The organism is Sphingobacterium gobiense, assembly GCF_002980575.1.
GTDB classification, from domain to species: Bacteria; Bacteroidota; Bacteroidia; order Sphingobacteriales; family Sphingobacteriaceae; genus Sphingobacterium; species Sphingobacterium gobiense.
In genome coordinates this window covers 1-15,324 of sequence record NZ_PVBS01000003.1, presented here as the reverse complement: position 1 = coordinate 15,324, position 15,324 = coordinate 1, and the positions used below count along the sequence as shown (strand labels likewise).

At 41.7% G+C, this 15,324-nt stretch carries 9 protein-coding genes; 3 read left to right on the top strand and 6 right to left on the bottom strand.

Annotation, left to right across the window (positions count from 1 at the left end):
* Positions 1 to 60 precede the first annotated feature (60 nt).
* Both C5749_RS15130 and C5749_RS15125 read left to right on the top strand, forming a co-directional pair.
* A complete protein-coding gene (locus C5749_RS15130; protein ID WP_105727085.1) occupies positions 61 to 471 on the top strand; it encodes a BrxA/BrxB family bacilliredoxin in 411 nt (136 codons plus the stop codon).
* 96 nt (positions 472 to 567) lie between these two features.
* Positions 568 to 2,214 (top strand): amidohydrolase, encoded by a 1,647-nt coding sequence (locus C5749_RS15125; protein WP_105727084.1) that lies wholly within the window; start codon positions 568 to 570, stop codon positions 2,212 to 2,214.
* Positions 2,215 to 2,227: 13 nt separating this feature from the next.
* On the opposite strand, the gene lipA is transcribed toward C5749_RS15125, so the two are convergent.
* The 4 genes from lipA to C5749_RS15105 form a co-directional block, all read right to left on the bottom strand.
* Positions 2,228 to 3,109: a lipoyl synthase gene (lipA, locus tag C5749_RS15120; protein ID WP_105727083.1), complete on the bottom strand. Its 882-nt coding sequence runs from the start codon at positions 3,107 to 3,109 to the stop codon at positions 2,228 to 2,230.
* Positions 3,110 to 3,277: 168 nt separating this feature from the next.
* The gene (locus C5749_RS15115) at positions 3,278 to 4,990 is read right to left on the bottom strand and encodes a RagB/SusD family nutrient uptake outer membrane protein (protein WP_105727082.1); all 1,713 of its coding nucleotides are present in this window, start codon (positions 4,988 to 4,990) and stop codon (positions 3,278 to 3,280) included.
* A 15-nt stretch (positions 4,991 to 5,005) separates the two neighbouring features.
* Positions 5,006 to 8,092, bottom strand: a complete 3,087-nt coding sequence (locus C5749_RS15110; RefSeq protein WP_219848009.1) for a SusC/RagA family TonB-linked outer membrane protein — start codon at positions 8,090 to 8,092, stop codon at positions 5,006 to 5,008.
* A 245-nt stretch (positions 8,093 to 8,337) separates the two neighbouring features.
* Positions 8,338 to 8,838, bottom strand: a complete 501-nt coding sequence (locus C5749_RS15105) for a hypothetical protein (RefSeq protein ID WP_105727081.1) — start codon at positions 8,836 to 8,838, stop codon at positions 8,338 to 8,340.
* A gap of 303 nt (positions 8,839 to 9,141) precedes the next feature.
* On the opposite strand from C5749_RS15105, the gene carB reads away from it, so the two are divergent.
* Positions 9,142 to 11,961, top strand: a complete 2,820-nt coding sequence (carB, locus tag C5749_RS15100; protein ID WP_105727080.1) for a carbamoyl-phosphate synthase large subunit — start codon at positions 9,142 to 9,144, stop codon at positions 11,959 to 11,961.
* 166 nt (positions 11,962 to 12,127) lie between these two features.
* Here the strand turns inward: carB and C5749_RS15095 are convergent, their stop codons facing one another.
* Positions 12,128 to 13,087, bottom strand: a complete 960-nt coding sequence (locus C5749_RS15095) for a formylglycine-generating enzyme family protein (RefSeq protein ID WP_245893803.1) — start codon at positions 13,085 to 13,087, stop codon at positions 12,128 to 12,130.
* Between the two features lie 215 nt (positions 13,088 to 13,302).
* Positions 13,303 to 14,715 carry a Gfo/Idh/MocA family protein gene (locus tag C5749_RS15090; RefSeq protein WP_105727078.1) on the bottom strand — a complete coding sequence of 471 codons (1,413 nt, stop codon included), beginning with the start codon at positions 14,713 to 14,715 and terminating at the stop codon, positions 13,303 to 13,305.
* Positions 14,716 to 15,324: the final 609 nt, after the last annotated feature.

Sequence of the window (15,324 nt, the reverse complement as noted above, 5' to 3'; positions counted from 1 at the left end):
TGGCATGGGAATTGTTATTTTCTCCTGCTTGTATTTTTAAACTTTTACTTTTAATAAGAGATGTATCCAGAATATTTAGTAGCTCCGATGCGCCAAGAGTTGGTTGACGCAGGATTTCAGGAATTAAAAACAGTGGAAGAAGTAGATACGGTGATTCCATCGGAAGGAACTGTATTTGTAGTCGTTAATTCAGTTTGTGGATGTGCGGCGGCAAATGCACGTCCCGCTGTACGTTATGCTGTAGAAAACAGTAAGAAACCTAGCAAATTGGTCACTGTTTTTGCCGGTATGGAAAAAGATGCCGTAGATAAGGCACGTGAGTATATGCTCCCATATCCTCCTTCTTCACCAGCGATGGCCTTGTTCAAAGATGGTAAGTTGGTACACATGATCGAAAGACACATGATTGAAGGACGGCCTGCACAAATGATTGCAGACAACCTTATTGCAGCTTTCGACGAGTATTGCTAGTCATACGCTTTGATTTTTTGAATGAAAGGCTCTCCTGTATGCTATCGGAGAGCTTTTTCTTTTGTAATATATAGAATGACATTCCAGCTCATCCCCATGAAACTATTTTACTCCTTCCTCCTCTTTCCTTTGGTTTTCTTTATGGTTCGGTGCACCTCCAATAAAGAGGTCGATCTAATCGTTTACAATGCGAAAGTCTACACGGTGGACTCGGTCTTTTCTCAGAAAGAGGCAGTCGCCATAAAAGGAGGTATATTTATCGATATGGGTACCTCGGAAGAGATCCAAAGTAAATATATTGCAAAAGATGCTATAGACGCAGAAGGCAAACCAATATATCCCGGCTTTTATGATGCACATGCCCATTTTTTAATGTTGGCAGATATGCTCGAGCAAGTCAACCTCAATGGCACAAAATCTTATGACGAAATAATCCAAAAGCTTATTGTTTACCACCAAAAGAATCCCGAGAAACGATGGATTATTGGAAGTGGGTGGGATCAGAATCTATGGGAGGATAAACGCTTCCCTACTAAAGACAGCTTAGATAAATATTTTCCCGAAACACCGGTTTTTCTTTCTCGTGTCGATTACCACACTGCCTTAGTGAATAGTAAAGCTTTGCATATAGCACAGTTGGACACTACCCGTCCTGTACCCGGGGGACTAATGGCTGTCGATAGCGCTGGCAACTTTACAGGTATATTAATAGATAACGCCATGGAATTGGTTTCCCGTCATATCCCCGTCCCGGAACAACACTATTTATTGTCAGGGCTTCGCAAGGCACAAGATTCCCTGTTTTCCGTTGGTCTTACTTCTATCGTTGATGCCGGTCTTTCTCCAGAAAAATTGGACTACCTCAAAAAATTATACCAACGCGATTCCTTAAAAATAAGAAACTACGCAATGATTGGTGGAAACGCCCGTGATATCGAGCGATACATCCGAGAAGGAATTTATGAATCCGAACGTTTAACCATCCGCTCTGTGAAGTTGATGGCTGATGGTGCGTTGGGCTCTCGCAGTGCTTGCTTACTTGAACCCTATAGCGACGATACCCTTTCACGAGGATTTCTTTTACAAAGTCCAAAAGAACTGGATGATATTATCAGCAAGGTGGTCAGAACACCTTTCCAAGTCAGTACACACGCTATCGGAGATTCTGCCAATAGATTAGTATTAGATACTTACGGTAAATATGTAAAGGATGGAAAAAAAAGGCGATGGAGAATCGAACATGCTCAAGTAGTTTCTTCTTCGGATTTTTCGAAATTTGCCCAATTTCAGATTATCCCATCAGTTCAGCCGACACATGCGACTTCCGATATGTATTGGGCTGAAAACCGTTTGGGTGTTGATCGCATAAAAGGCGCTTATGCTTACAACAAACTGTTGGAGCAATATGGAAAACTAGCGCTGGGAAGTGATTTTCCTGTGGAGCACTTCAATCCGCTATATAGCTTTCATGCCGCTGTTGCCCGTGTCGATAAAAATGGGGTTCCAACCGGCGGCTTTCAGATCGAGAATGCTATAACAAGAGAACAAGCATTACGAGGGATGACAATATGGGCAGCTTTTTCCTGTTTCCAAGAAAAGAAACGTGGCAGCATTGAACGCGGAAAAGATGCAGACTTTGTTATCTTGAATGAAGACATCATGACAATTCCTGATAATCAGCTACGCGATGTAAAAACGTTACGTACGGTAATTGCAGGAGAGACCGTATTTTTAAGAGAGTAAGTAACCGTTGAACTTATTGCATATCAAACAAATGCTTTTCAGCGTGGTAGGAGGAACGCACTAGAGGTCCGGACTCCACATATTTAAAACCCATATCCAAGCCTATTTGTTTATATTTTTCAAACTGGGCAGGCGTTATCCACTCTACTACAGGATGGTGTGCTTTTGTAGGTTGTAAATATTGTCCCACTGTGAGAATATGCACACCCACGTTGTATAAATCTTGCATCGCTTCGATAACATCTTCCTCTGTTTCCCCGAAACCTAACATGATACCAGATTTCGTGCGTAAACCCGCTTCGGATATACGGCGCAGGCACTCCAATGAACGATCGTATTTTGCTTGGATACGTACTTCACGTGTCAATCTCCGTACAGTTTCCAAATTATGAGAAACAACTTCTGGACGTACAGCTAACACCCGGTCAAGATTATCCCATTGTCCCTTAAAATCTGGAATCAACGTCTCCAAAGTGGTTTCCGGGCTCTCCCTGCGAATGGCATTGACCGTTTCTGCCCAGATGGTAGAACCACCGTCTTTTAAATCATCACGATCCACCGATGTAATCACACAATGTTTTACCTGCATCAGCTTTACTGACATTGCCACGCGATTCGGTTCATCTGTATCTACGGCCAGGGGACGGCCTGTTGCCACTGCACAAAACGAACAAGAGCGTGTACAAATGTTACCTAATATCATAAAAGTAGCTGTACCCGCCCCCCAACATTCTCCCATATTCGGACAATTTCCACTCTCACATATCGTGTGTAATTTGTGCTCATCCACAAGGCTTCGTACATGACGGTATTCTTTACCCACAGGTAACTTCACACGCAACCAATCTGGTTTGCGTTGTGTTTCAGCTGCTGAAATTACAGGTAGTTCAATCATGTTGCAAAGTTACACATTATTCTGCTAAAAAAGAGGCAGGCGAATTGTCAGTCTTTTCCCATGTTTTGTGTTCGAACGTCTGATCCCAAAAACAAAAACAGGCTCTACAAAATTGCAAAGCCTGTTTATATTTTGATGGTTTCTGCGCGGAGTTAAGACGCTAAACCATCAATTTGAGGTAGGGTTTTGTGTCAACTTGCCCGGATAAGCATTGATAGCGTCTTGTGGAATATAATAAACCACGCGATAGTCTGTTGGTACTACCTCCAGCGACTGATTGTGTGCGCCCGGATAATGACGCGTCAAAGTTCCGCCATTACGATATACATCGTAACTACGCTCTGCTTGGAAGGCTAGCTCTAATTGACGTTCTTTATCGATTAAGGTACCGGCATTGGAAGTGTTAATCGAACTGTAAGCACCATCCACAATGGAACGCGTACGTATCTCGTTTAAATCAGCCAAAGCAGCGCTATAGTTGCCTAATTTAGCATACGCCTCTGCACGGTTCAAATAAACCTCCCCTAGTCTACTGATTACAGGTGAATGCAAGTGTGATTCTTCGCCTTCTCGGGAAGCTTTCGTAATATAAAATTGTGGTAGTCCGTTGTTTACGGTAATAAAGTTATCAATTACCCCCGTATAGGTATTGCCATCAGCGTGGTTAATACTATAGGTCTCCTGCTCAGCATCCACAGGTGTTAAGGTATATGTGTTATCGCCGTCTCTACATGTAATTGTGTTTCCATTTCGAGTCACTGTTGCTTGCGCATAAGTCAATGTATTTCCTTTCCGTATAAAACGGAATACCTCAGTATAGTTACCTGTGTTGGCATCCTGCGAATAGGTTGGCGCAATGAATGCTGCACGCGCATCCACTATATTATACTTTTCTTCCCGCCAGTCGTTTCGTCCAGTTTCATTCAGCAGGTCGATATACTTAGCGCTCGCATACATTTCGCCCCAGCCTTGACCACCGATATTGGCATACATACCACCGACACCATAATAATGGTCGGAACCAGAAAACTCTGATGCCATCCTTTTGATAGCAAAAATAGTCTCTGGGTTGTTCTCCGGTGTATAGGTGTTGTATTGCATAAATCGCTCCCGCGGTAATAACGAATAATCTCCGGAATTAATGACCTTATCTGCATAATCTACGGCTAACTGCGCATATTGCGTATTAGGCACCTGATAAGTGCCACTCATATACAAGTACACACGTGATAACAAGGCGTAAACAGCTCCTTTGGAAGCGTATGTAGGTCCGTTATTCATTGTCAACAATTCTTCTGCTCTCTCCAGATCGGCAATAATTTGTTGATAAGTAGCAGCTACACTCACCCGGTCTTCTAATTCCAAGCCAGGAATATCTTCTGGCGTACCGTTTACAATAGGCATTCCCAAATTGGTTTCGGGGTTATCGTAATAAGGGCGTCCATAGGCTCTGACAAAATAGAAATACATCAATCCCCGTATATAATAGCACTCACCCAGCCGGTTATTAATTTCCTCACTTTGTCCTTCGGCAAACATATCGATTATGTTGGACGTTTGTGCAATAGCTTTATACCCCGCGTTCCAAAATTGGTTCAGACGACCATTATTTGGTGTACGATTATAACTTATAAATTCAAAAAACGCGTCAGTAGATGTACCCCGGATTGCAATGTTATCGCCGGCGTATTCACCCGCACGATGCATAGGGTCGGACCAAGCTTTCAATTGTCCGTATGCTCCGTTAATCATGGATTCTAAATACGTATCCGGATCATTCATAATATCATCGGCATCCATCGATCCATAGGGTGCACGATCAATATCGCAGGATACGAAAGCAGCGGCCGCCATTAAGGCTATAAATATTTTCTTCTTCATGTTGATTATCAATTTTTAAAATGAAACATTGAACCCGAACATAAACCGGCGGACAGCGGGATAAACGGATGGACCGGCCGAATTCGTTAAGTTACCTCCTTGGCGCCTTCCATCCAGTGGTGTCAAAGGAATTTCGGGATCTACACCAGAATAGTTAGTTAGGGTGAACAAGTTTTCTCCAGTAAAGAATACCCGTAAGTTGCGAATGTTATATTGCTCCAGTTTAAAATTATATCCTAAAGTCAATGATCGCAAGCGTAAGAAATCATTATCTTCTAAATAACGTGAAGATACTTTATTTCCGTTATCCCGATTACCGTATTTAGCAACAGGATGTGTGGCATTATCGCCGGGTTTTTCCCAGCGGCTCCAACCCGGCATCAATTTCATTTGATTACGGTCAGTATAAGCACCGTCCGAATCATATTCCTGACGGGAATAATTATATATTTTACCTCCTATTGAATAACCAAAGACCGCTCCCAAATCAAACTGTTTGTATTTTAATGCCGTCGAAAGCCCTCCATATAGATCAGGAGCGGCTTTTCCTAATTCCGTCAGTGTTGCATCAGCATAATTAGAAGTTGTGGTACGCACTTCATTACCCTCAGTATTTGTTTCTGTTTTATACCACATCGGTGCTCCGTTATCTGGATTTACACCTGCCCATTCCCGCATGTAGTAAGTGTCCACTGGACGCCCGGGTTCCAATACACGCTGAGCAGATCCAGCTATATTTGATCCATCACCGACAATAACTGGTCTTACTGCAAAGGTGCCGTCTGCACCTCTTGTTTCAAAAAGCTGTATCAACTTATTCTTATTGTGCCCCACATTCAAATCCACACTCCAGTACCAATCATCGTTTTGAATAATATCTCCACCAACGGCTATCTCAAAACCGGTATTGCGCATAGCTCCGATATTCCGCCACATACTGGTAATACCCACGGTACCTGTTACCGGTACTTGGTATAATACATTATCCGTATCTTTCACGTAAAAATCGAGTGTAGTCCGTAAACGGTTATTTAAAAACGTGGCATCCACTCCTGCTCCAGCTGTATAGGTTTTCTCCCAGGTCAGGTCTCTATTTCCTTTTTGACTAATCAATGCCCCCGGTCTACCGTTATATCCAGAACCTTGCTCTACCGAGTAAAGATCATATTGTGGATATAAAGCCGTAGGACGGTTACCTACCGAACCATAGGCTGCTCTAATTTTCATCGTATTTACCCAATCCGCTCTAAACCAATCTTCATAATGGATATTCCAAGCTCCACTGATGGAGAAGAAATTTCCATATTTCGCGTTATCGCCAAAATTGGAAGCACCATCCCTGCGAAAAGAAAGCTGAGCCATATATTTATTATCATAAGAATAATGCACATCGGATAAGAACGATTGAACCGCCCATTCATTACGAGCGCCGCGCGTACGTTCTGGCGACGTAACAGCATCCATCACTTCAAAACCTGGAATAATGCCTATTCCGTAAACATCCAAAGTTTTGGAACTGTAATCGTTAAACTCATAGGCTAACAAACCACTCACCGTATGTTTGTCCCAGGTTTTGTTAACACGAAGGATTTGGTTCGTATAACGTCGCGCGTATTCAAATCGATAGTCGGTTAAGCGTCCCACTACTCCTATACCAGCATTTGAACGTGGATCCTCATAACCTGCATTAGCGTATGTATTATAACGATAGTTGTTAACAGAAGAAAACGTTAACCAATCGGTGAGTTTGATATCGAAATCAAAGTTTCCCATAAATTCGTAATTCGTATTCTGCGAATGGTTCCATTGCAAATCGTACAAATAATTGGTTTCAGAATTGTTGACCCAACCATTGTAGCGGTGTGGCACCAAGTTACCATTTTCGTCAAAAGGACTATCCCAAGGGAAGCGGCTATACATAGCGGTTACAGAATATTGTCGGTTTTCCACGCCGCGACGTGCACCAACAATTGAAGGCTTAATGGTCAGCCATTCTAAAGGTTTGTATACTTGTCTAAAACGGACGTTATAGCGATCGAAGTCGTATCCCTTCACAGCACCTTGTTCATCATAATATCCTAAGGATAGAAAAGATTGTAATGTTTCAGTTCCGCCTTGCACGGTTAAATTGTGATTTTGGGTAAATCCGGTTTTGGTTGCCAGATCCCACCAGTCAAAATTACTATTGCGCAACTCGCTATTCCAACGCGGAAAAGATATATCACCTGCATTCTCGAAAGAGCTGTAGTAATCATATAATTCCGCTCCATTCATCATGCTCACGTTACCATTATTCAGCTTGTTGAATCCCATCCGTGTAGCATAGTTGACGGTTGTTTTTCCTACTTTTGGATTTTTAGTGGTTATTACAATAACGCCATTTGCTCCTTGTGAACCATAGATGGCTGTAGAAGCCGCATCTTTCAACACGGTCATCGATTCGATATCGTCCGGATTTATATCTCCGGGTTCCGACCCCACAATTACCCCGTCTATAACCCATAGTGGTTCCGTAGCCCCGCTTAACGTTGCTTGCCCACGAATGACGACGGCACCTCTTTGTCCCGGCTGTGCCGAACCTGGTGTTACCTGTACCCCAGGGGCTTTTGCACTTAACATATTCTCCACCGACGGTGTTGTTATATCGCGCAACTCGTCGCCGGTCACGACCTGCAACGACCCGGTAAGACTTTCTCGTTTTTGTGTGGAATATCCGGTCACCACTACTTCTTCCAACGCTTGGTCGCTTTCCTTCAACACCACACGCAATATACTCCCTTCAACAACCGCTGTATGGGGATCAAATCCTACGGCGGTAAATACCAGCACATCGCCATCTTTTGCACTGATGGAAAAATTTCCATTTTCATCTGTCTGTGTCGAAACCAAAAGACTTCCCGATACAGATACCGTAACAGCCGCGACTGGACCACCTGCTGAAGTGACACTGCCTGTTACTGTCTGTTGATAGAAAGCGTGGGCATGGACAACCGATTCATTTGCTAAAGCTACCCCTATTGGCATTAACACACCTATTGTAATAACGGATGCCAAACGTAAGCTTTTACCAAAAAAAGAGGGATTTGTAAATCTCTTTACCATAAAATACTTCTCAATGTTTATGTTTAATGTAGTTGTTGGGCTAGTTAAATAATCCAACGATTGCAATTTAAAGCAAGAAAAAAAGACTAAGAATAGAGAGGTGAACGAAAACGATTGCGTAAAATAGAACAAACGATTGCGATCGGACTGTGTGTAACAACAATCACTGAGTAGAGGCGATTTTTCGGGCATAAAAAAAGAGACCCTATTGGTCTCTTTTCCTAAATATCGATATTCTTGTTCTATTAGAATGTATAACGAGCCGTTAAACCGCCATTAGCATAAAAACCGCTATAATGGTCATACCCATTTACAATATGGAATGTTGGGCGAATATCTGCTGAGAAAGCAAAGGGAGCATTTTTTAGTTTGTAATCCACACCACCTGTCGGGAAGATACCTACATTAAAGCCACCGTCAACATTACCGTCATTTATAAAAGTATTGGATAAAATAGCTCCGCCACCTACAAACCATTTAAAACCTTCAATATTTCCTATCGGAAAATGGTGCTGGTAAGCACCAGATAACGCCAAATTTGTCCACTTAACACCACCTGCTTTCTCTGAATTAAACCCTAAGTCAAACTCTAATGCTCCGGGACCATTCAAAAATGTTTTAAATGCTACAGCGGCCACATCATAGTTTCCACTTCCCAATCGAATACCAATTGAATTTTTGTAATCTTGCGCAAATACGCCCGCAGCAAACAATACTGCAACAACAGCTAAAGTAAATTTCTTCATAATCTTTTTTTAATTTATTAAATACTAATTCTCTTATCGAATCTCAATATCAAAAACCGTTCCATTTATATTCTGTAATAAAAAACAAAAATAAACCGTGAGCAAAGCTAGAAGCTGCTGGAATAAATATTATCCTCCTGCACACCCCGTGTAAAAGAAAAACATTTAAAAAAGCATTTTTTTATAAAAAAAATGTAACTTTGCACTCCGACAAAGCAGTCGGAATACTCTTCCCTTAAAGGCATTTTTCGTTGCTTTGTCAACACAACAAGTTGATAATTAATTTTTTGAACAAGAGAAATAATGCCTAGAAACACCTCCATTAACTCCGTTTTAATTATTGGTTCAGGACCCATCGTCATTGGTCAAGCCTGTGAATTTGATTATTCAGGTTCACAAGCGGCTCTTTCTTTGAAGGAAGAAGGTATCGAAGTGTCCATTATCAATTCGAATCCTGCAACGATTATGACCGACAAGGTTATTGCAGACCATATTTACTTGTTACCGCTTACCTGTGAAAGCATAGAAAAGATTCTCCAGGAACAACAAATTGATGCCGTGCTACCTACCATGGGTGGACAGACGGCATTAAATTTATGTATCGAAGCCTCCAACCTTGGTCTTTGGGAAAAATACAATGTAAAGGTTATCGGAGTGGACGTAGCCGCTATTGAAAAAACGGAAAACCGCGAAGAGTTTCGCCAGCTAATGGTGGATATTGGTGTAGGTGTAGCACGATCTAAAATTGCCAATTCTTTTCTGGAAGGTAAAGAAGCTGCACAAGAAATAGGTTTTCCACTTGTAATTCGTCCCTCCTATACATTAGCGGGCACAGGTGGAGGATTTGTCCATAAGAAAGAAGAGTTTGATGCTGCGCTAAACAGGGGTTTGCATGCATCTCCTACACATGAGGTGCTAGTAGAACAGGCTGTATTGGGCTGGAAAGAGTTTGAATTGGAGTTGCTTCGGGACAGTAATGATAACGTTATCATCATTTGTACTATTGAGAACTTTGACCCGATGGGTATCCATACAGGAGACTCTATTACTGTGGCTCCCGGCATGACATTGAGTGACAAATGTTATCAAGACATGCGTAATCAAGCCATCCGAATGATGCGGTCTATCGGAAATTTTGCTGGGGGATGTAATGTACAATTTTCGATAAATCCTGAAAATGAGGATATCATTGCTATCGAAATTAACCCTCGTGTATCACGTTCTTCCGCATTAGCATCAAAAGCGACTGGTTATCCTATCGCAAAAATTGCCGCTAAGCTCGCTATCGGATATAATTTGGATGAACTCCAGAACCAAATAACAAAAACAACATCAGCTTACTTTGAGCCTACATTAGACTATGTTATTGTTAAAATTCCACGGTTCAATTTTGACAAGTTTAAAGGAGCTAATAAAGAGCTAGGCCTACAAATGAAAGCAGTTGGCGAGGTTATGGCAATCGGTCGCACATTTATAGAAGCACTACAAAAAGCTTGTCAATCTCTTGAAACAAATCGTGGAGGATTGGGAGCTGATGGGCGTCAGTTGCGCAATTTGGAAGAAATCATGCACAGCCTAGAACATCCAAGTTCCGATCGCGTATTCCATATAAAAGATGCTTTCGAACTAGGTGTTCCTTTGGAATCCATTCGTAAAGTAACCCGTATCGACAAATGGTTTTTAGTGCAAATTCAAGAATTGGTACAACTGGAGACAGAACTACGCAGATATCAGTTGAACAATATTCCTCGCGATTTCCTTCTTACATTAAAACAAAAAGGTTATTCTGACTTGCAAATTTCCTGGTTGCTTGGTAATGTAAGTGAAGATGATGTCTATGCTCGCCGCAAAGAGTTAGGAATTAATCGCGTATATAAAATGGTAGATACTTGTGCTGCGGAATTTCCGGCTCACACACCTTACTATTATTCTACTTTCGAGGACGAGAACGAATCGGTGGTTTCCAACAAAAAGAAAATCATTGTTTTAGGTTCTGGTCCGAACCGTATAGGTCAGGGAATCGAATTTGACTATTCTTGTGTTCATGGGTTAATCGCCGCTAAAGAGGCCGGTTATGAGTCCATCATGGTTAACTGTAACCCGGAAACCGTGTCTACAGATTTTAACATGGCGGATAAACTCTATTTCGAACCCGTGTTCTGGGAACATGTCCGTGAGATTATTGAGTTGGAAAAACCAGAAGGTGTTATTGTGCAATTAGGTGGCCAAACGGCATTGAAGATGGCTGAACGCTTGCAAGCACTTGGTGTGAAAATTATCGGCACTTCATTTGAAGACATGGACTTAGCAGAAGACCGTGGTCGTTTTTCGGATCTTTTGAAAGAGCTAAATATTCCTTATCCAAAATACGGTGTTGCCACGTCTGCAGAGGAAGCATTAAAAGTAGCAAGTGAAGTAGGGTATCCTGTACTGGTACGCCCTTCATATGTATTGGGAGGACAAGGGATGAGTATTGTCATCAATGATGAAGATCTTGAAAAAGCCGTCGTTAATTTATTGAAAAACCTACCTGGAAATCAAATCTTAATCGATCATTTCCTTGACCGCGCCGAGGAAGCGGAATCGGACTCGATCTGTGATGGTGAAGACGTCCACATCATCGGTATGATGGAACATATTGAGCCGGCTGGTATTCACTCAGGTGACTCTTCAGCTGTGCTCCCTCCATTTAGCTTATCCGAAAATGTACAACAAAAAATGGAAGAATATTCCATTCGCTTGGCTAAAGCTTTAAATGTACGAGGCTTATTGAACATTCAATTTGCAGTGAAGGGTGAAGACGTATATGTAATTGAAGCAAACCCACGTGCATCTCGCACGGTTCCTTTCATTGCTAAAGCTTACGATGTCCCTTATATTAATATCGCCACGAAGGTTATGTTAGGTGTTAATAAATTGAAAGACTTTCAAATAGAACGTAAGTTAGAAGGATATGCCATTAAGGAACCGGTATTCTCTTTCAGTAAGTTCCCCGAAGTTGATAAACAATTGGGGCCTGAAATGAAATCTACTGGTGAGGCTATCCGCTTCATCAAAGATTTGCAAGACCCTTACTTTAGAGAACTGTATAATAAAAAGTCGATGTTCTTGAATGCGCAGTAATTATTATGAATAAAAATAATCCCGTTTTTGCAGCGGGATTATTTTTTCAATCCACAACATTGAGGGTTTAAAAGCACGAAACTTCTACGTACTATACGCTAGCTTTCGTGTAGAAGTGATTCATTTCCGAACAGAGCCTCCTATTTAACAAAATGTAGCAACCACGTTATATATCCTTCACGCAGCGAAAACCCACATTATTCGTCGGGCTGTTTATTTCACCTTTCCCCCGACTGCCTGCCTTATAACGTTCGCAATATTGATCATTACACAAAAATGAGCCCCCACGCTGCACGCGTTTTATTAAACCTGGTTCTTGTGGATCATGCGAATCTGCCGGCCCCTTCGGATTTGCTTTTGGACTATTCACATAATAATCTGGCCGATAAAAATCGGAACACCATTCCCAAACATTACCTTCCATATCGTAAAGGCCATATGCATTGGGCGGAAAAGATTTTACCGGTGCTGTCGTTTCAAAACCATCCTCCTTCGTATTACGGAATGGAAAATCCCCTTGATATATATTAGTCAACCATTTTCCATCTTCCTTCTTTTCTCTTCCCCAGTAATAAGTCTCGTCTTTATGTTTTCCGGCTTTAGCTGCATATTCCCATTCTGCTTCGGTAGGAAGACGTTTCCCTATCCATTTAGCATAAGCTTCTGCATCTTGATATGCCAACTGTGTAACTGGATGGTTTTCCTTTCCCTCGATCGAACTATCAGGTCCCTCTGGACGTTTCCAGTTCGCCCCAGGTATATATTGCCACCATTGCATATAATTGTCTAAGCCCTTCACCTCCTTCGGTGCAGCGAAAACCGCCGATCCAGGAACAAGCATATTTGGATCCACACTCGGAAACTCATTTGGATCCAATGGCCGCTCGGCGACCGTTACGTATCCGGTCGCATCTACAAAGGCCTTAAATTGAGCATTAGTAACCTCATGTTCATCCATATAGAAAGAAGAGACTTCGACCGCATGTATTGGCTGCGCATCAGGAAAATTGGAAGATCCCATCTGAAATGTCCCTCCTTCAATCAATACCATCCGAAAATCGTCCTTACCCTGTACATAAGATAAAGAATCTGTTTTTTGAACAAAACGTGATGGAATTGCTCCCATATGGCATAATGCTACCGAATCTTCGATAACCTTATTTTGCGCGGTTTTTGTTCCTGACTGACAAGCTACCATACAGCAAACAAAAACAGCTAGTAAAAAAGATTTTGAAAACATAGGCTCTAATATACAGATAATCAGCTTAAAAATAAAAGATGCCCCTTTTGCAAGAGAGCATCTTTGTTTTTAAGTCAATCCTGTCTAATATTTACATGTAATCACACATCCAACTGATTACCTTTATCTTTAGAAACTTTCGGGCGAATCCCTGTATTCCCACCTTCTTTCAAGCTTAAGTCATGCGGTTGATTCGTTTCCCATGCTCCCTTTGTAAAATCAGGAATATTCACAGTCTTACTATTTTTAGCGACCGACTCACAACTCAATGGTACAATAACACTCCACGAGGCGCCTTCGTACACAGGCTGTTCGATTGGTAATCCATTACGTAAACAATCAATCAATCGCCAATCCATCATAAAGTCCATACCCCCGTGTCCTCCGACTTCCTTTGCCTGCTCACCAATGAATTTAACCAATTGGGGCGTATATTTTTCTTTAAGGCTCTTTAGCTCCTCTTCCTTTACAAAGCTATGTCCAAATGCAATTCCTTCTTTCGGATATTTCTGCGCGAATCCTTTGGTACCACTCAATAGATGAAGACGAGAGTAAGGCCTCGGTGAAGTCACATCATGCTGCACCATTAACGTTTTACCCTTTTCTGTTTTAATTAGCGTCGTATCCATATTTCCACGATACCGCTTACCTACAAACTCCTGAAAGAAGGGGTCTTCAGCTGCCAACTCACGCGCCTTATCTCCCATTTGAAAATCAGCCGTCTGCATAGCAACTAAGTGAGTCATCCGGTCCCCACTATTAATATTCATGCATTGGGCAATTGGACCTATTCCATGTGTCGGGTAAAGGTTTCCGTTCATTTTAATATTCTCCCGCAGACGCCACATATTATCATAGCCATTCTTAGCAAAGTTCAGGCTTAATAAATCGTGAATATATGCTCCTTCCGCATGTACCAATTCCCCGAACATACCTTGCCGAACCATATTCAACGTCAGCATTTCAAAAAAATCATAACAACAATTCTCCAACATCATGCAGTGCCTTCTGGTTTGCTCTGAAACTCTAACTACCTCCCAACACTCTTTCACAGTTAAACCAATAGGGACTTCACACGCAGCGTGTGCTCCCGCTTTCATTGCAGCAATGCACATTGGAGCATGAAATTCCCAGGGGGTACAGATATAAACCAAATCAATTTCTTCTTCTTTCAGCAACTGAACCCAACCTTCGTCACCGGAATAGGATTTAGCTTCTTTCAAGCCTTTGTTGGTCAATATCTTTTGTGCCTTTGCCACCCTATCTGCATGACGATCACATAAAGCTACAATTTCAGTTCCTTCAATATAAGACAGGCGATCTACAGCTCCTGGGCCACGCATGCCCAGACCAATAACCGCAATACGTACCGTATCTATCTTGGGCGCAGCATATCCCCACATATTAAAATTAGGGGCGCTGGCAAAACCTCGGTTATTTATTGCCGGCAATGTAATCGCTGCACTAGACAACAACGATGCCTTTTTCAAAAAATCTCTTCGATTGGTATCCATAAATAAATTTCTCTTTTTACATTAAAGGGGACAACATTGCGTCCCCTCTAAAATCACCTATTTTAAAACAAACTAACAGTCAACTTTGTATAACCCTTATATTGTGAGGCAGTATACAAATGGTTATCAAAAAAATCTTTAAAGACCTTTTCTAACACAAGTATAATAGTATTCCCAGCTAAAAAAAAGTAAAAGCATAAAGCAAACGTTTGCTCAATTTTTAATCGAAGATCATATCTTATTTTTTTCATCAAAAAATTGATCTTCCCGACATATTCAGCACTTCTAATTTTACAGCTTTACCTATAGAAAAAATCTATTTTAGGCGGTACGATGTTGCTCTCTGAAAATGAGAACACTGAAATCCAACGTCGGTAACGAACATATTACTAAATGCTTCCATCGTTGCCGGACTCCCTACCGATTTAAAGGCTAAGCCTGTATTCACACCTTTAAGCTGGCCCGGTATGTCTAAATTAAAGGAATAATAAACAAAAAAAGCCCCTTCAGAAATCTGAAGGGGCTCCGTATAAAAACCGGCACCGACCTACTCTCCCACCTTTTACGGCAGTACCATCGGCTCTGGCGGGCTTGACTGCTCTGTTCGGA

What these genes read in the sequence shown, in the direction of transcription:
- C5749_RS15130 (WP_105727085.1), top strand. Translation starts at nt 61, where the DNA reads ATGTATCCAGAATATTTAGTAGCTCCGATGCGCCAAGAGTTGGTTGAC.
- C5749_RS15125 (WP_105727084.1), top strand. Translation starts at nt 568, where the DNA reads ATGAAACTATTTTACTCCTTCCTCCTCTTTCCTTTGGTTTTCTTTATG.
- lipA (WP_105727083.1), bottom strand. Translation starts at nt 3,109, where the DNA reads ATGATTGAACTACCTGTAATTTCAGCAGCTGAAACACAACGCAAACCA.
- C5749_RS15115 (WP_105727082.1), bottom strand. Translation starts at nt 4,990, where the DNA reads ATGAAGAAGAAAATATTTATAGCCTTAATGGCGGCCGCTGCTTTCGTA.
- C5749_RS15110 (WP_219848009.1), bottom strand. Translation starts at nt 8,092, where the DNA reads ATGGTAAAGAGATTTACAAATCCCTCTTTTTTTGGTAAAAGCTTACGT.
- C5749_RS15105 (WP_105727081.1), bottom strand. Translation starts at nt 8,838, where the DNA reads ATGAAGAAATTTACTTTAGCTGTTGTTGCAGTATTGTTTGCTGCGGGC.
- carB (WP_105727080.1), top strand. Translation starts at nt 9,142, where the DNA reads ATGCCTAGAAACACCTCCATTAACTCCGTTTTAATTATTGGTTCAGGA.
- C5749_RS15095 (WP_245893803.1), bottom strand. Translation starts at nt 13,087, where the DNA reads ATGGGAGCAATTCCATCACGTTTTGTTCAAAAAACAGATTCTTTATCT.
- C5749_RS15090 (WP_105727078.1), bottom strand. Translation starts at nt 14,715, where the DNA reads ATGGATACCAATCGAAGAGATTTTTTGAAAAAGGCATCGTTGTTGTCT.